The sequence below is a fragment of the Pedobacter miscanthi genome (genome assembly GCF_003315595.1).
Taxonomy (GTDB): Bacteria; Bacteroidota; Bacteroidia; order Sphingobacteriales; family Sphingobacteriaceae; genus Pedobacter; species Pedobacter miscanthi.
This window is the reverse complement of record NZ_QNQU01000006.1, coordinates 124,417-142,560: the sequence shown is the minus strand read 5'-3', so window position 1 is coordinate 142,560 and position 18,144 is coordinate 124,417. Positions and strand designations below refer to the sequence as shown.

The 18,144-nt window shown below is 40.1% G+C and carries 14 protein-coding genes; 9 read left to right on the top strand and 5 right to left on the bottom strand.

The window, feature by feature from the left end; translation table 11 throughout:
* Positions 1-74: 74 nt before the first annotated feature.
* The 3 genes from dnaE to DRW42_RS08795 all read left to right on the top strand — a co-directional run bounded on the left by dnaE (position 75) and on the right by DRW42_RS08795 (position 6,330).
* Positions 75-4,508 carry a DNA polymerase III subunit alpha gene (gene dnaE / locus DRW42_RS08805; RefSeq protein WP_113948465.1) on the top strand — a complete coding sequence of 1,478 codons (4,434 nt, stop codon included), beginning with the start codon at positions 75-77 and terminating at the stop codon, positions 4,506-4,508.
* A 156-nt stretch (positions 4,509-4,664) separates the two neighbouring features.
* Positions 4,665-4,985, top strand: a complete 321-nt coding sequence (gene trxA, locus DRW42_RS08800) for a thioredoxin (RefSeq protein WP_113948464.1) — start codon at positions 4,665-4,667, stop codon at positions 4,983-4,985.
* A gap of 127 nt (positions 4,986-5,112) precedes the next feature.
* Positions 5,113-6,330: a PQQ-dependent sugar dehydrogenase gene (locus DRW42_RS08795; protein ID WP_167437799.1), complete on the top strand. Its 1,218-nt coding sequence runs from the start codon at positions 5,113-5,115 to the stop codon at positions 6,328-6,330.
* A 264-nt stretch (positions 6,331-6,594) separates the two neighbouring features.
* Here the strand turns inward: DRW42_RS08795 and DRW42_RS08790 are convergent, their stop codons facing one another.
* Positions 6,595-9,102 carry a S9 family peptidase gene (locus DRW42_RS08790; protein ID WP_113948463.1) on the bottom strand — a complete coding sequence of 836 codons (2,508 nt, stop codon included), beginning with the start codon at positions 9,100-9,102 and terminating at the stop codon, positions 6,595-6,597.
* Positions 9,103-9,276: 174 nt separating this feature from the next.
* Here DRW42_RS08790 and DRW42_RS08785 point away from each other — a divergent pair, with 174 nt between their 5' ends.
* The 3 genes from DRW42_RS08785 (at position 9,277) to DRW42_RS08775 (ending at position 12,479) form a co-directional block, all read left to right on the top strand.
* Positions 9,277-10,155: a polysaccharide deacetylase family protein gene (locus tag DRW42_RS08785; RefSeq protein WP_113948462.1), complete on the top strand. Its 879-nt coding sequence runs from the start codon at positions 9,277-9,279 to the stop codon at positions 10,153-10,155.
* A 106-nt stretch (positions 10,156-10,261) separates the two neighbouring features.
* Positions 10,262-11,149, top strand: a complete 888-nt coding sequence (locus DRW42_RS08780; RefSeq protein ID WP_113948461.1) for a polysaccharide deacetylase family protein — start codon at positions 10,262-10,264, stop codon at positions 11,147-11,149.
* Between the two features lie 163 nt (positions 11,150-11,312).
* On the top strand, positions 11,313-12,479 hold the full coding sequence (locus tag DRW42_RS08775) for a DUF3298 and DUF4163 domain-containing protein (protein WP_113948460.1): 1,167 nt from the start codon (positions 11,313-11,315) through the stop codon (positions 12,477-12,479).
* A gap of 171 nt (positions 12,480-12,650) precedes the next feature.
* On the opposite strand, the gene DRW42_RS08770 is transcribed toward DRW42_RS08775, so the two are convergent.
* The 3 genes from DRW42_RS08770 to DRW42_RS08760 all read right to left on the bottom strand — a co-directional run bounded on the left by DRW42_RS08770 (position 12,651) and on the right by DRW42_RS08760 (position 14,628).
* Positions 12,651-13,103: a 3-oxoacyl-ACP synthase gene (locus DRW42_RS08770; protein ID WP_113948459.1), complete on the bottom strand. Its 453-nt coding sequence runs from the start codon at positions 13,101-13,103 to the stop codon at positions 12,651-12,653.
* A gap of 220 nt (positions 13,104-13,323) precedes the next feature.
* Positions 13,324-13,899 (bottom strand): nitroreductase family protein, encoded by a 576-nt coding sequence (locus tag DRW42_RS08765; RefSeq protein ID WP_113948458.1) that lies wholly within the window; start codon positions 13,897-13,899, stop codon positions 13,324-13,326.
* A gap of 168 nt (positions 13,900-14,067) precedes the next feature.
* A complete protein-coding gene (locus DRW42_RS08760) occupies positions 14,068-14,628 on the bottom strand; it encodes a hypothetical protein (protein ID WP_113948457.1) in 561 nt (186 codons plus the stop codon).
* A gap of 284 nt (positions 14,629-14,912) precedes the next feature.
* On the opposite strand from DRW42_RS08760, the gene DRW42_RS08755 reads away from it, so the two are divergent.
* The 3 genes from DRW42_RS08755 (at position 14,913) to DRW42_RS08745 (ending at position 16,888) form a co-directional block, all read left to right on the top strand.
* Positions 14,913-15,830, top strand: a complete 918-nt coding sequence (locus DRW42_RS08755; protein ID WP_113948456.1) for a DUF58 domain-containing protein — start codon at positions 14,913-14,915, stop codon at positions 15,828-15,830.
* 76 nt (positions 15,831-15,906) lie between these two features.
* Positions 15,907-16,368 carry a redoxin domain-containing protein gene (locus tag DRW42_RS08750; RefSeq protein WP_113948455.1) on the top strand — a complete coding sequence of 154 codons (462 nt, stop codon included), beginning with the start codon at positions 15,907-15,909 and terminating at the stop codon, positions 16,366-16,368.
* Between the two features lies 1 nt (position 16,369).
* Complete coding sequence (locus tag DRW42_RS08745; protein ID WP_113948454.1) at positions 16,370-16,888, top strand: DsbA family protein; 519 nt, start codon at positions 16,370-16,372, stop codon at positions 16,886-16,888.
* A 55-nt stretch (positions 16,889-16,943) separates the two neighbouring features.
* Here the strand turns inward: DRW42_RS08745 and DRW42_RS08740 are convergent, their stop codons facing one another.
* Entirely contained in the window at positions 16,944-17,894 is a 951-nt protein-coding gene (locus tag DRW42_RS08740; protein ID WP_113948453.1) for a chitinase, read from the bottom strand.
* Between the last annotated feature and the right edge of the window lie 250 nt (positions 17,895-18,144).

Sequence of the window (18,144 nt, the reverse complement as noted above, 5' to 3'; positions counted from 1 at the left end):
AACTTCAACCCTCAAATTCCTTATTTTTGAAGAACCGTTACTATTCTACAACGGCTGATTCTTTACCGCACAATATGTACTTAATTTTTGATACTGAAACCACGGGTTTGCCCCGCAATTACAACGCACCAATTACCGATACGGATAACTGGCCGCGTTGTATACAAATTGCCTGGCAATTGCACGATGAGATGGGACGATTGGTTGAACATCAGGATTATCTGGTTAAACCAGAGGGTTTTAATATCCCTTACGATGCCGAAAGAATTCACGGTATTTCTACCGAACTTGCCATGGAGCAGGGGATTGGTTTTGATGAAATGCTGGCCAGGTTTAACGAAGTTTTAAACAAGGCCAAATTTATTGTGGGACAAAATGTTGGCTTTGATGTTAACATTATGGGTTGCGAGTTTCACCGTTTTGGTGTAGCCAACCGCCTTGCAGAGATGCCGGTTTTAGATACCTGTACCGAAGTTACTGCCCAGTTGCTACAACTACCCGGCGGTAGGGGTGGTAAATTTAAACTGCCAACCTTAACCGAATTACACTCCTATTTATTTGGTGTGCCGTTTAGCGAGGCGCACAATGCAACTGCCGATGTGGAAGCCACTACCCGTTGTTTCCTTGAGCTGGTAAAAAGAGAGGTTTTCAAAAAAGAAGAATTACTGGTTGATGTAGAATATTTCCCACGTTTCAGGGAAGTAAACCCGGGCCTGATCGAAGGGGTTGGCTTACAGCACATCAACTTAAAAGCGGCATCAGACGAAATCCGCAAACGCCAGCAAAAAACTGAAGGTTCGGGAATTTCCAAACAGGAACTTGCAGGCAATAAACAGGAACTTGCAGCAGCAACTTTTGTGCACCTGCATAACCATACTCAGTTTTCGGTACTGCAGAGTACCATCAGTATCCCCGATCTGGTAAAAGCAGCAGCCGCACAGAAAATGCCTGCTGTAGCCATGACAGATCATGCCAATATGATGGGGGCCTTCCACTTTGTTAACAACGTTTTAAACCATAACAAAGCTGCCGAAGCTAAAAATGCAGCCGCGATAGAAGCTGGCGAGCGCCCAACTGAAGTGGTAATGACACCGATAGTGGGGGTAGAATTTTTTGTTTGTAACAACCATCTAGACCGTACTGCAAAGGATAACGGTTACCAGATGGTTTTGCTGGCTAAAAATAAAAAAGGCTACCATAATCTGGCAAAAATGTCGTCGATTGCCTATACCAAAGGCTTTTATTACGTTCCGCGTATAGACAGGCAGGTAATTGAACAATATAAAGAAGATATCATTGTGCTTTCCGGAAACCTTTCGGGAGAGATTTCTAATAAAATATTAAACCTTGGCGAAAACCAGGCAGAAGAAGCTTTACTTTGGTGGAAAGCCCAGTTTGGTGATGATTTTTATGTTGAGGTGATGCGCCACAACCAGGAAGATGAAGACCGTGTAAACGAAACTTTAATAGCCCTGGCCAATAAACATGCGGTTAAACTGGTGGCCACCAACAATACCTATTATGTAAATAAAAAAGATGCCAATGCGCACGATATTTTACTTTGCGTAAAAGATGGTGAAAAACAGGCAACGCCGATTGGCCGTGGCCGCGGTTACCGTTATGGTTTGCCAAACCAGGAATATTATTTCAAATCGGCCGACGAAATGAAGGCACTTTTTGCCGACCTGCCCGAAGCAATCCTCAATATTCAGGAGATTTTGGATAAAATTGAGATTTACAAACTTGCCCGTGAGGTACTTTTGCCTAAATTCGATATTCCGGAAGAGTTTTTGGTTGCCGAAGATGAAAGTGATGGTGGAAAACGTGGGGAAAACAAGTTTTTAAGGCATTTAACCTACGAAGGAGCAAAACGCCGTTATGGAACCTTAACCGATGATGTTACCGACCGTTTGGATTTTGAGCTGGCCACCATCGAGAAAACCGGTTATCCGGGCTACTTCCTGATTGTACAGGATTTTATAGCCGAAGCCCGTAACCTCGATGTATCTGTTGGACCAGGAAGGGGATCGGCGGCAGGTTCTGCCGTGGCCTATTGTTTGGGAATTACCAACATCGATCCGATTAAATATGACCTGCTTTTTGAGCGTTTCCTGAATCCCGACAGGGTTTCGATGCCCGATATTGATATCGATTTTGATGATGAAGGTCGTGGCAGGGTGATGGATTACGTGATCAATAAATATGGTGCCAACCAGGTAGCGCAGATTATTACGTATGGTACCATGGCTGCCAAATCATCCATCCGCGATACCGCCCGTGTACTGGATCTGCCTTTATTTGAGGCTGATAAAATCGCGAAGCTGATCCCGAATATGAAGCTGGCCAAAATCTTTACACTCGACGAAAAGAGTTTAAAGGATGCTTTGCGCCCCGATGAGTATGAAAAGGTAGTAGAACTTAAAAACTTAGGTGCACTTAAAGATTTAAGTGCCGAAACCATTCAGCAGGCACAGGTTTTAGAAGGATCGTTAAGAAATACCGGTATCCATGCCTGTGGGGTAATTATTACACCGAGCGATATTACCAATTTCGTTCCTGTTTCAGTTGCTAAAGATTCTGATTTATATGTTACCCAGTTTGATAACTCGGTTGTAGAAAGCGCCGGCTTATTAAAAATGGACTTCCTGGGCTTAAAAACCTTAACCCTGATTAAAGACACCGTAAAACTGGTGAAAAAAAGGCATGGTATAGACCTCAATCCGGATAATTTCCCGATTGATGATGTAATGACCTACGAGCTTTTCCAGCGTGGCGAAACCATTGGTATCTTCCAGTACGAGAGTCCGGGTATGCAGAAGTACATGAAAGAGCTTAAACCAACGGTTTTCGACGATTTAATTGCCATGAACGCATTATACCGCCCCGGGCCGATGGAGTATATTCCAAGTTTCGTCCGCCGTAAAAATGGTGAGGAAGAAATTAAATACGATTTAGATGCCTGCGAAGAATACCTGAAAGAAACTTATGGTATTACCGTTTACCAGGAGCAGGTGATGCTTTTATCGCAGAAACTGGCCGGATTTACCAAAGGTGAGGCCGACGTTTTGCGCAAGGCGATGGGTAAAAAACAGAAAGACGTTCTGGATAAAATGAAGCCTAAATTTGTAAAGCAGGCGGCCGAAAAAGGTCACGATGCCACAACTTTAGAAAAAATATGGAAAGATTGGGAAGCATTTGCATCCTACGCTTTCAATAAATCGCACTCTACCTGTTATGCCTGGATTGCTTATCAAACCGCTTATTTAAAGGCACATTACCCTGCCGAATATATGGCTGCGGTACTATCCAACAACATGAGCGATATTAAACAGGTAGCTTTCTTTATGGAAGAATGCCGCCAGATGAGTGTTAACGTACTAGGTCCCGATGTAAACGAATCCGACCTCAAATTCTCGGTTAATGCCAAAGGCGAAGTCCGTTTTGGAATGTCGGCTGTAAAAGGAGTGGGCGAAAAAGCGGTAGAAAGTATTATCGAAGAACGTACTGCTAATGGTCATTACGCCAGTGTGTACGATTTTGCAAAACGTTCCAATACCCGTATTGTAAATAAAAAAGCTTACGAGAGTTTTGTATACAGTGGTGCATTTGATGCCTTTGGCGGGCACAGGGCGCAGTATTTTTACATCGGTCCGAACGATAAGATGAATGGTATCGAGAAAATTATCAAATATGCCAACGATTTCCAGAATAACGAAAGTACATCGCAGGCTTCGCTTTTCGGCGGGTCTAAAGCCGATCTTATTTTGGAACCAACGTTACCAGTTTCGCCGGAGTGGGCCTTAATGGACAGGTTGAAATATGAAAAGGATGCCATCGGGATTTTCCTTTCCGGTCACCCGCTGGATAACTATAAACTCGAACTCGATAAATTCTGTACGCATGGTGTTAGGCAGCTCAGCATCATCAACAAGGTGCGCATGGGCGATAGCAATGAAGAGGTACTTGCCGAATTTGAAAAACTGAAAAACCGCGAGCTCTGCGTAGGCGGATTGGTAGTAACTGCATCGCAGCGGATTACCAAAACCGGTAAACCATTTGGTACTTTTGTGTTCGAGGATTACGATGATGCCAGTGAAATGGCCCTTTTTGGTGAAGATTTCCTCAAATTCAAATCATTTTTAACCGAAGGATATTTCTTGCAGATCAGGGGTAGGGTAGGCGAACGTTTCGGTAAGGCCGGCGATTGGGAATTTAAAATTACCGCAATCAACCTCATGTCCGAACTGCGTGATAAACTTGCCAAAAGTTTAACCATTCAGGTGCCTATCGAGCGGGTTAACGATCAGCTAATGAAAGAGATTGAAGCAATATTAGCAGACAATAAGGCAAACTCTGAGCAGCAGAACTGCCAGCTTAACTTCGCCGTTTTTGATAGCGAAAAACAGATTATGCTCGATTTACCTTCCAAAAATTTAAAAATAAACCCCAATAACAAGTTCTTAGAACAATTGATGGGAATGAATGTTGTAAATTATAAATTGAATTAGCGTTTAGCGCTTCGCGATAAGCGTTTTAGGTTTATCTTAGCGCTTGGCGCACTCCGCTTAACGCCGGACGCTTTTACCAAAATAATGTCAAATTGACATTACGGATGTGTTGGCATTACAATTGAATACATATATTTGAACATAAAAAAAATAATTATGGCATTAGAAATCACAGATGCAAACTTCGAGGAGCTTGTATTAAAATCAGATAAACCCGTATTAGTAGATTTTTGGGCAGAATGGTGTGGCCCTTGTCGCATGGTTGGTCCTGTAGTAGAAGAAATCGCTAAAGAATATGATGGTAAAGCGGTAGTTGGAAAAGTAAACGTTGATAACAACCCTCAAATTTCAATGCAGTTTGGTATCCGTAACATCCCTGCTTTATTATACTTTAAAGATGGTCAGGTTGTAGACAAACAAGTTGGTGCAGTTCCGAAATCAATCTTAGCAGATAAATTAAACAAGCAATTAGCTTAATTTAAGGTAAAGCCAAAAGGTGAAAGACCAAAGGCTTGTAACATATTTAAAACCCAGGTTCATTTGATGGATTTGGGTTTTTTATTGCAAACATAATTTTGTTTCTTTAATTAAAAAACTAACAATCATGTCTATTAATTTATTTAGCAATAAAACTTTAGGGGTTTTAGTGGCAGGTTTGGCCCTAAACTTGGTGAATATTTCATGCGTAGAGGCACAAAACCCTGTTGAAACCAACGAACCCTCTGCCGATTATAAACCCGCTTTTGCCGGGCAAACCAGAATAGCAGGTGTAAAAACCAAAACTCCTTTGGATATTTCGATCATTAACGAAAAGCTGGAAAATCCATGGGCAATTTCGGTACTTCCAAACGGCGGTTTCCTGATTACCCAAAAACAGGGTACTATGGTAATCCTAACTCCTGATGGGAAATTGAGTAAAAAAATTACCGGTTTACCAAAGGTTGATCCATCCGGTCAGGGTGGTTTACTCGACGTAACTTTAGATCCCAATTTTGCAAAAAACAGAATGGTTTACTGGGCTTATTCTGAGCCGCAGGATAAAGGCGTTTTATTAGCGATTGCCAAAGGTAAATTAGCCGCCAACGAAACTTCGATCGAAAACCAGACCATTATTTACCGCGCAACACCTGCTTATACCGGTAAACTTCAGTACGGATCGAGAATTGTTTTTGATAAAAACGGTAACTTATTTGTGAGTACAGGCGAACGCTCTGGTAACGATATCAGGATACAGGCTCAATATTTAAATTCTTCTTTAGGAAAAATTCTTCACCTTACTACAGATGGAAAAGCGGTTGCCAATGGACCGTTTGCGGGTAAAGCCGATGCACGACCTGAAATTTATGCCTATGGATTACGTAATCCGGATGGCCTGGCCATTAATCCTTTAACAGGTGATTTATGGGAAGCAGAATTTGGTCCTAAAGGGGGTGATGAAGTAAACATCATCAAACCGGGCAAAAATTATGGCTGGCCGATTATCACTTACGGAACAGAATACAGTGGTAAAAAAGTTGGCGATGGCATTCAGCAGAAAGAAGGCATGGAACAACCGGTTTATTACTGGAATCCAAGTATTTCACCGGGCTGTATAGCTTTTTATAACAGCAACAGCATAGCCGAGTGGAAAGGCAATTTATTTGTGGGTGGTTTAGGTGGCTCGCACATTATCCGTTTGATAATTAAAGACAATAAAGTTGTTGGCGAAGAAAGATTATTGGAAGGCAAAAGCGAACGTTTCCGCGATATGGTAGAAGGAAAAGACGGTGCGCTCTACTCAGTAACCGATAACGGACATTTGTACAGGATAGCAAAGAAATAAATTTAGACTTATAAAGTTTTTTAAAATATTAATCCCGGATTCATTTATTGAATTCGGGATTTTTTTTTGGAAACGAAAGGTCAGTTTTAATTAAATAATGACTCATGGAGACAAGAACCTTGGCCGGCAGCTGTTTTACCACGGATGCACGGTTTGCCCAGCATTCTTTGTATATATCAAAAATGGCCTATGTTTCCATAGGCCACTTTTAAAACTTATAGGTTCGTAGAGACACGAACCTTAGCATTTTTTTTCAATTCGTATTTACTTCCCGTTCTGTTCAATATCCCTGTCCATTTCAACCAGGTCTACATCGCTTGGGGTAGAGAAATCGCCGATTAAATATTTATTAAAGTGATCTGCAAGTTTCCAGAAAGCATATTCTGTCATATCACCAAAGGCATGTCGCTGACCCGGAATAATCAGGAAATCGAAACGTTTACCGGCTTTCATCAATGCGTTTGCCACACGGATGGAGTTTGCCGGATGCACATTGTTATCTACATCACCATGCATCAATAACAAATGACCTTTAAGGTTTTTAGCCAGATCAGGGTTTTTGTCAATGCTGTATTTAAATGAAGTATCGCCTTTTAACGAAATAATTTCTTTTACACCATGGTGTTTCTCACTCCACCAGCGGTTATAAATGCTATTGTCGTGGTTGCCGGCGTTAGAAACCGCAGCTTTAAAGAAATCGGGATAAACCAGCATGGCCGCTGTTGACATAAAACCACCACCCGAGTGACCGGTTATGCCTACTTTAGTTTCATCTATATAAGCATATTTAGCTGCCAGTTGCTCAATAGCTGTTTTTTTATCAGCCAAACCATAATCGCGCAGGTTACCATAACCATAAGTGTGGTACCATTTAGAACGCGACGGGTTACCACCGCGGTTACCAACCGTAATTACAATATAACCAAACTGTGCCAAACGCTCGGTACGGTCCATACTTTTACTAAAGGCTTTGTTTACCGCTTCGGTTTGCGGGCCCGGATACACATACTCGATGATCGGATATTTTTTGTTCGGATCGAAATCGAATGGTTTATACATTACACCATATAAATCGGTAATACCATCATCGGCTTTTACTTTAAACGGCTCAGGGAATTTGTATCCGGCCGCCATCAACAGCGAAAGATCGGTAGTTTCGAGATCCATTACTTTTCTGCCTGCTCCATCATATAAAGTAGCTTTTGGTGCCGTGTTTACCCTCGAATAATTATCAACAAAAAAAGTATTGTTATCGTTCATGTTGGCCAGATGATCAAAATCGCCGGCATTTAGCAATTTCATGTTCGAACCATCAAAATTGATGCTGTATAAATGCAGATAGTATGGATCTTCCTTGCCTTCGCGTCCGTTTGCGGTAAAATAAAGTATGCGTTTTTTCTCGTCGATATTTACAATACTTTCGCAGTGGAAAGCACCTTTGGTAATCTGGTTTTTCAGTTTACCATTTTCATCAAAAAGATAAAAATGCGCCCAGCCATCGCGCTCACTCCAGTGGATCAGTTCTTTACCGTCGTTTACCAAACCCGGGCGGTTTACTTCTACATAGGTATTAAAACGCTCGTCAATTATTGGTGTAACTTTACCTGTGGCAATATCAACCGTACCGATATCAATGCGTTTTAAATCGCGGCTGGTGCGCGAGAAATAAAAGCGGCTATCATTACCCAACCAAATTGACGGACGGAATTCGTTGTCACGGTCTTTATTTAACGAAGGTTTGCTCCATACCGAAACACTTTGATCTTTAAAGGCAGCAACACTTAATTTTTTATATGATTTTGCTGCAAAATCGAATAATAAAACCTCATCCTGAGGTGCCTCGGCTTCACCCGGCATCTGGTATTTATAGGTTTCTAACGTCGGGCGGCCAGGTGTAACGCTGTTAATTACCCAAAGATCCTTCACCTTACGCGAATCGGTGCGGTCCAATACAAAATACTTCGAATTTGGCGACCAAAGCACATAAGCACCACGGCGTTTTTTATTGTTTTTTTCGTTTTCTACGTTGTTTTCACCATCTCCATCACTTCCGTAAGAATAAAACTTAACACCATCTTTGGTTAACTGATGCTCTACAATGGTACTGTCGTCTTCATTTTTAACCGCTTTTTTATAATTATCCTTATCCATCCAGTAGAGGTTATAATTGCGGGAGAAGATAATGGCCGACGAATCGGGTGCTACAGAACCCCAGGCTGGTTTAGGCTTTGGTTTGCTGAAATTCGGTACTTCGGTTAATTTAGCACTGGCCAGTTCGTATTTGAAAGAATAAATTTTCTTCTGCATCGAATCGGCCGCTTTTTTGTCTTTACGGTCCTTTTTCAATTCATCTACCGTGCTTTTGATTTCGAAAGAAATGCTTTTTTCGTCTGCAGCAAATTTCAGGTTCTCCAGCGGTAAATGTTCCGCATCAAACGGGTCGCGAACGATCAAGGTAATATCGGCTGCCAGTTTAGAATTATCGAAAAGTAATTTTTTGCTTTTAGCAGCAGGATCTACCAGGTACCAGAATTTTCCTTTAGGGCTTTCGAAAGTGTACCAGAAACGATTGCTCAATTTTAACCAATGTGGATCTACAGCAGTAGAATACACCATTTTCTTTAGCTTATTTGGCGAAAAACGCGATGCAAGCTGATAATTTGCCTTAGGTTGTGGCTGAATATTTTCGGTTATGGTAAATGTTTTGGTTTGTGCCGCTACAGTTAAAGATAAAAGCTGCGCACACAGCAGGAGTTTATAAAGTTTATTCATCAAAATTTGTTTGAGCTGCTAAATTATTCAATAAAAGCATATTAAATGTACTTTAACATGTAATAAAAGCGATAGTTTTGTAATTTCCTTTAGGCAAAATAATTATTAACACAATTTATTTTGATAGCTGAATAATTGACGGATTTTATAGTTTTGTAACCATATATCCCAAAAATGAAATACAGTTTTTTAACCATCATAAGCGCAGGAGCAATTTTATTTGCCAGCTGCCAGTCTAAATCCCAGCCAGAAAGTTCGGCCGTTAAAGACTCTACCGTACAAACCGCTAAAAGCACCGAAAATACCGGTACACCGGTTGATGTATCTAAAATAAAAGTTGCCGATGCTAAAACCATTCTGGCCCGCAAACAGGTACCTATTTTATGTTACCACCAGGTAAGAAACTGGAAACCGACCGATGGAAAAGTAGGTAAAGATTATATTGTAGAAATCCAGAATTTTAAAGACCAGATGAAAATGCTGGCCGATAGCGGTTACCATACCATTTTGCCCGATCAGCTTTATGCTTACCTGAACACAGGAGCTGCCCTGCCGAGCAAACCCATTATGTTAACGTTTGATGATACCGATATGGATCAGTTTACCATTGTACGCCCAACTTTAGAGAAACTGGGGTACAAGGCGGTTTATTTTATCATGACGGTTTCGATCGGCCGCAAAGGGAAGTTTGTAGATTACATGACCAAGGAGCAGATTAAACAACTTTCCGACGAGGGCAACATCATCGGAAGCCATACTTATGATCATAAGAACTTTAAAAAATACACCGGTAAAGACTGGGAAGAACAGTTGGATAAACCAACCAAAAAACTGGAAGAAATTACAGGCAAAAAAATGACCGAATTTGCTTATCCCTTTGGTTTATGGAATGCGGAAGGAATCCCTGAACTGAAAAAACGCGGTTTCAGGATGGCTTACCAGTTATCGACCAAACGTGATGAAAAAGATCCGTTATTTACCATCCGCAGGATTATTGCAAGCGGTTACTGGTCGCCAAAAACATTAAGCAACAGCATTAAAAATAGTTTTTAAACATCAATCCCGGGAATAGTCGGGATTTTGTTTTTTATGTACTTACGAAAAAGACTTTATCCTTTCTGAAAACGCTCTATCTTTGATCAAATAAAATCACAACAAATTGAATGCACATTTAAAACCGGCCGTTCGCACGCTATTATCCATCTTATTTTTGGGATCATTTTCAATGGCATGTTCAGGTAATAAGCAAAAGGAAAAAACAGCTGTAAACAATACCACCGGGCAACAGGTTAAAACAGATACTACGAATACAAAACCTGCGGATAATAAAACCATTATGGCCCGCAGGGAGGTACCTGTATTGTGTTATCACCAGATCAGGAACAACATTGCAAGCGATAGCAAAAGGGCACACGACGATATTATTGCGCCTGATAAATTCCGCGAGCACATTAAAATGCTGGCCGATAGCGGTTACCACACCATTCAGCCTGATGACTTGTACAATTACCTGGTTTACGGTGCCAAATTACCCGAAAAACCAATCATCATCAGTTTTGATGATACCGACGAAGATCAGTTTACCGTAGGAAACGCTACACTGAAAAAATATGGTTTTAAAGGTGTTTATTTTATCATGACGGTTTCCATCGGTAGAAAAGGAAGGATTAATTACATGACCAAAGAGCAGATTAAACAATTATCAGACGAAGGAAATACCATTGCCAGCCACACCTACGATCATAAAAATTTCGCCCAGTTTACCGATGCCGACTGGACTACCCAGATTGATGAACCAACAAAAAAACTGGAACAGATTACCGGCAAAAAAGTTGAATATTTTGCCTTTCCTTATGGTGTTTCTAAATCTTCGACCCTGCACAAGTTAAAGGAACACGGATTTAAAGCCGCCTTTATCCTGTCAACCGCAAGGAATGAAAATTATCCGCTTTACACCATCAGAAGAATTATAGACCCGGGAAGATACACTGCAAAAAACCTTTATTACAGCATTAATAAGAGCTTTAATAAAACAAAAGCTAAATAAAAGGGGTTTAAATGTTGAAAGGTTTAAATGTTGGAAGGTTAATGCAACCGCCATATATAATATTCCAATCTTTAACTTTTAAACATTTGCAAAAAGGTAGAATCTTGAAATCAACTCAACGTTTCAACTTTACAACCTTGTAACATTACAACAATTAAGCCTTATGAAGTATACCTGCCTGATATGCCTTTTCGTAATAACCATATTATCTGCCTGTAACAACCCAAAAAGCACAAACAATAGCATCGGAACGACCGATAGTACTGCAAGTGCCAAAACAGAACTTGGTAATACTTTTTATAAGAGGCTGGAGGGCACCATTGCGGGCAAAAAGGTAATCATGCACCTGCAAAAGGTTAATGATGATGTAAGCGGCTCTTATTATTATGATGGTTCATGGCTTAACCTCTCAACCGATACCCTGATTGGTAAAGATAGCATTATACTTACCGAATACAGTTACTATGAATCGTACTTTACACAGGATTTTAAATCGCCGCATTTGGCCCTGAAGTGGAACGGAAATGGCTTTAATGGCAAATGGGAAAGTGGTGATAAAGCCAAAAAATTTCCAATAGTGCTTACAGAAAAATATCCTGAAGGAAGTTACCAGTTTAAAGCAGGTATTTACGAAGATTCAGTTAAAGCTTTTACTAACCAGGCCAAATCTCCAGCTGCACAGATCAGTTTTGAGTACCTCGAAAGTAAAAATACTGACGAATACAGTACCTGGTTAAATACTCAACTTAAAAAAATATTAGATCTAGGTCCACAGGTAGCCCTTTCAACCGGTTTTAAAAATATCGCTACCGATTATTTTAAAGATTACAAAATACAGGTTGCCGAACAACAGAAAAATGGTCGCGACGATGATTTCCAGGCCTGGATGAATTACACCAACAACACCCAGCAATCCATAAGCTACAATGATAATGGTTATGTAGTAATTGATTTTTTAGCCGATGCCTACACAGGCGGTGCACACGGAAATTATAGCAGTGTAATGTACTGCCTTGATGTGAAGAACAAAAAACAAATGGTTTTGAGCGATATTATTAAAGTAGATTCGAACACTTTACAGGGAATTTTAGAACGTAACCTCCGTAAAGAATATAATATTAAGGCTAAAGATGCAATAAGTACTGTACTCTTCGACGATTTCATCAAACCGAACAATAATTTCTACTTCAACAACAATGGAATTGCATTTATGTACAATCCTTACGAAGTAGCCAGTTACGCCCAGGGGCAGATTGTGGTGTTTATTCCTTATGCAGATTTAAAAACCTATTTGGTACCGGCTTTTGCGCAACGCATGGGGATTAGGTAATTTGCGAAGTTTAAAAAGATCACTATAATATATCGCCGTCATTTCGAGCGGAGCGTAACGAAGTCGAGAAATCTATCTCGAGGTAGATCTCTCCCCGCCTGTACGGGCAGGCGCTCCACTACCGATGAAGAATCGGTACAGGTCGCGTTTCGGTCGAGATGACGATTTTTTCTACAATATCTCTTTCACCAAATATTCCTTGCCGTTAAACTTAAAACTTTCACCTACCGCTTTCCCGATCAAAAATCTGCCAATAGGCGAAGCCTGCGATACAGCAAAGAATTTCTGTCCGTCGGTATTGAGTTCACCCGCGCTAATGCTAATGTAAAAGTTACCTTCGGAGCTTAGTACCACATTACCGTTTTTAACCACTTTACCTGCTTCAACATTTTCTACCTGTTGAAGAGCAATTTTTTGTTGCCCGGCTTCATATAACAGTTTATTGTTGCGGTCCATTTCCTGTTGCATCATTTCACGCGTGGTTTCGTATTTATCACCGGCACTGCTTTTAGTATCATCATTAGAAGCCTGCCTGGCCTGCTGCAGTGAATATTCGATATTTTCTATCCTGTTCTGGATAAAAGTTAAGCAAAGCTGATAGAGGTTAGATTTTAATGCAGACATATAAATGATGTAAAATGGAAGATGTTTGATGGATGATGTAAATAGTCCGAAGTCGGCAGTCCAAAGTAGAGTACTCGTGAATAATTAAAAATACCTGCTAATTAAAAACACTCACTTTTAGAGTCCATTAACTAATTTGAACAGTTAGCTTAATGAACGATTGAACAGTGAACCAATAAACCAGACTAGAGACTAAAGACTGCGGACTGTGGACTGAAAACTAATCCTCAATCCACCTTACTTTTTCTTCAATAGCAGTTCTGTTGGGTGCCCATGGTTTTTCGTTATGATAGCCCATATAAAACAAACCGATACATTTTTCATTTTCACTCAGGCTTAAAAAATCGCCCAGATAATCTATCAGTGGTGGCGAACTCCAGTAAGCACCTACCTGCAAACTTTCGGCGGTTAAGGCCATGTTTTGTACCGCGCACGCCACTGCCGCAAGCTCCTCCCACTCAGGTATTTTACCGCTTAACTGCATATTGATGGCAATAATACAATCAGACTGGCTGGTTTTCTCGGCAAAACTATCGTACTTTTTCTGCAAAAACTGTTGCGGACTAACCATGTCTTTATATAACCTGCCCAGTTCTTCACCTAATTTGCCCAAACCTGCTTTCCTGATCACCACAAAACGCCATGGCTGGGTTAGTTTATGTGTTGGCGCGTAATTGGCTGTTTCTAAAATCTGATTGATGACTTCAACCGGGATTTCTTTTTTAATATAACTGGCAGGAAAAATACTGCGACGTTCTTTTATAACTTTTGAGATGATTTCGTATGTTGTACTCATTTCGTAAAAATAGCTAAAAGCTGAAAGACTAAAGCTGAAAGGTAGTGCAAATTTGATCTCTTTTGGAAGATTTGACTTTATGCTAACCGATATAAGGTTAAAGAGCTTATAAGGCGGAAGGCAGAAGGTAAGACGGTTGAGGGTTTGAGAACTGCCAACTCAAAACCGCTAACTGCCAACTGAAAACTGTTTCCTGATCTGCCTTACCTTTGCAAAAAAGCCAACACTTTCCTTATCCACCAGAAAATCCATGGTTTGCAGCAGCTCTTCTCTTATCCAATTGTGCTTCCAATTTAAATTTGCCAGGATATTAAGGCAATGGGATTTAATAGCAACCGGAATCTTTTCATCAATAAGCCAGGCAAAAACCACTTCTACCAATGTATCGGTATCATAGTCAGAAATGATCTTTTTAACAGTTATATTAGCATTTTTCTTCGTCATAAAGGCTAGAATTTTAACATAATGCCGAAGTGCTGATAGATTATGTTGTAACGGTAGTTTTTCTAAGAAATAGTATACATGCGGCAAAAACCTTTGCTGATGCGCAGTAAATACATTTTCTAATATCCATGCAGCCCTAAAGCCGATCTGCTCATCATGATAAAAGCTTAAATCGATCAGGTCTTTAACCGAAAAGGTTTCATCAGAAGCAATGGCAGCCAGTTTTTCTACTTTACTTTTTTGAAGGGTGGTTTTAATGCTGTTGAGCAAGTGATTGTATTGCATGTAGCTAAAATAATTTTTTTGCCACACAAAACCACACTGGTTTCGAAAAACTGCGGGGCTTTTAAAGCAATAATTTTGCGATAGGGATTGTAAGGGTTCAGTTCCGGGTTTTAATTGGTATCGCAGCGCAGCCCTGAAAAGCCCGACCATTTGGCAACACCCCGATCAGTTTTCACTTGTCTGTTTATGGTTCCGGCATCCAACTGCTGAGGTTGGCCGGTGCTGTTCCTTTTGAAACTTCGGAAGTCTTGGCTTTTTAATAAATCTTTTATTAGCTTTACCATATGCAGGCGGTAAACTACGAGAACGAAACAAGCTATGGTAATTTAGAATTGCTTGCCCAGCAAGTGGTAGAAGGTTTTATTACCGGTTTGCATAAAAGTCCGTTTCATGGCTTTTCGGTAGAGTTTGCCGAGCACCGTCAATACAACAACGGCGATAATGTTAAAAATATCGACTGGAAATTATACGCCAAAACCGATAAACTTTACAGCAAACGTTTTGAGGAAGAAACCAACCTGCGCTGCCAGTTTGTGATTGATGTTTCTTCATCAATGTATTTTCCGGAACCCAAAAACAACAAGCTGATTTTCTCGATACAGGCTGCGGCATCTTTAATGTATTTGTTAAAGAAACAACGCGATGCCTTTGGATTGAGTTTATTTACGGATGAAATACTGCTCAATTCGCCGGCGAAATCGACTACAGTACACCAGAAATATTTATTTACGCAGCTGGAAGAACTGTTGCAGAAACCAAAAGTAAATGCGCAGACGAATTTAAGCGAGGCTTTACACCAGGTGGCAGAACTGATTCATAAACGCTCGTTGGTAATCATCTTCAGTGACCTGTTTAACACGCAAACCAGTACTGATAAAACAGATGAATTTTTTGATGCATTACAGCATTTAAAGTTTAACAAACATGAGGTAGTGGTTTTTAACGTCGTAGATCAATCAAAAGAAGTTGATTTTAATTTTGAAAACCGCCCGTACCAGTTTATCGATATGGAAACAGGCGAAACCATTAAGGTGCATACCAACCAGGTAAAAGATAACTATACTGCTGCGGTTTCGAGTTACCGGCAGCAAATTGCCCTGAAATGTGCCCAATATAAAATCGACCTGATTGATGCCGATATGAACCAGGGTTTTTATCCCATCCTCCAGTCTTATTTAATTAAAAGACAAAAATTAGGTTAGGCTTTTATCCCAAAACTCAAACAACAGTTAGGCTATACTGTTAATTAATAAACGATTTGAATTTAAACTCCCGGATATGTTAGAAAAAGGCGCTACAGCACCAGATTTCGAATTGAATGCTACCCCCGATCAAAAAATAAAACTTAAAGATTTTAAAGGAAAAAACGTCATCCTGGCTTTTTATCCCGCCGACTGGAGTCCCGTTTGCAGCGACCAGATGGCTCTTTACAACGAGATGCTGAAATATTTTAGCAAATACGATGCACAGATTTTTGGTGTTTCGGTTGATAGCGTTTGGTGCCATGTGGCTTTCGAAGAAAATAGGAAACTGCACTTCCCTTTATTGGCCGATTTTGAACCAAAAGGTGCTGTATCTAAAGCTTATGGTGTATATGATGAAGAAGTTGGCGAAAGTAAAAGGGCACTTTTCGTAATTGATAAAGAAGGCAAAATTGCCTGGAGTTATTTGTCTCCAATAGCCGTTAATCCTGGTGCAGATGGTATTTTGGAAGTGTTGGAAGAATTAAGCAAGAAATAAGATGAGCACATTAAAACCCGAAATAAATAGTCAGGATCATATCCAGGGAGATGATTCGGCAAGTATTACCATAGTAGAATTTGGCGATTACCAATGCCCTTTCTGTGGTGATGCTTATCCCATTATGAAAGAAATTGAGGAAACATTTGGTCATCAGATCAAATTTGTTTTCCGCCATTTTCCTTTGGCCAATGCGCACGAATATGCTTTTCCGGCGGCAATTGCAGCGGAAGCAGCGGCATTACAAGGTAAATTTTGGGAAATGCATGATGCCCTTTACGAAAATCAATACCGATTAAATGGCGAGTTATTTTATGAACTGGCCGAAACCATTGGATTGGATTTGGAGCAATTCCAGAAAGATAGTGCTTCGGAAGAGATTAAAACCATCATTGAAGATAACTTCGACAGTGGTATACGCAGTGGCGTAAACGGTACACCATCATTTTATGTAAACGGAACTAAATTTGATGGCGGAGCTACAGATTTGTACCAGATGCTTAAAGAAAGTACGGAATAGTTAAAGAAGTCAAGTTTTTAAAACTTGACTTCTTTGGCTTTAAAAACTCAACCTCTCAACCCGGATAAGGCTCCATTTTCGCACAATCGCAAGAACAGTTAGGATCTGTAACATTCAGCTTTTTCAAAAAATACTGGTAAAAACCAATGCGATCTTTCATTGCTGGCATTTCGGTTCCTTTATTACATTCTAATGCGCCATTCACAATATTAATTGTCATGCCGAAACCTGCCCTGTATCCTTTTTGCGCTTCGGCAGCGGTTGGTTTCCATTTACCTGTAATTACATTATGCGGCGATGGTTTTGCACCCTGCGGGGTCATCCAGAAATAAATTGCCGTTTCAAATGCTGTAATGGCGTTTGTGCCAACCAGGCTCGGATTTTTGAGCAAGATATTTTTATCCCCGAAAATACAGCCCGAAGCAAACCCATAATTACTATTGTAACTCAGTTGGATGGGACCACGACCATAATATTTTTTTCCGGCTACGGCAGGATAGTTTACATTGGCAATAACATAATTGGCATTGGTATCCAGTTCATGACTAAGCATTAAACCATCATTGTATTTATTGTTGATCCCGTTGCGGGTTTCGTGGGCAATATGTGCAAACAATGCGGCAAGCTCTTTCTTATTTACATTGTTATCTTTGGAAGCACCAAAATCGGCATAATCGATATTTAAAATGCTGTAGGGTTTTGCTTTTGCCCAGGTTTCGTTCCAGTCTTTATCCTGCCTGATCACGGTTTCTTTATTATTCCTTTTATCTGTTCTGGTGATTTTATAAATCCAGTCGCCACGTTTTTCAATCTTTATTTTAATAAAAGACATGGCCAGGATGGCTTTGCTGAATGAAGCGTAACTGTAAAATTTATTCCGCTGTGGAAAGAAACCATTGAACACTTTTTCTGAAAAATAGCTGGGAACCGTTGATTTTGCCTGGGCGAAACCAAAATTAAATAAGCATAGCGTTGAAATTAGAATTGTGCTCAATTTGCTTTTCATAACTTATGGGATAGGTATATTAGCTAATTTAATAAAAAAAACCTCATGTATTTTGCAATACATGAGGTATCAGATAAGGGTAACCGGAAAACTAAAAAACTAATTATGAGTTTTTAGAATTTAACAAAATTGAAATCGCTTCGTGTTTTGTTATTTCAAAGGTGCACTTCATTTATGAAGTTTTAGTGAAGAAAACTTCACCCTGCTGATATCGCTTTACTTATGTTACAATTTATAGTCTAATGTTTTG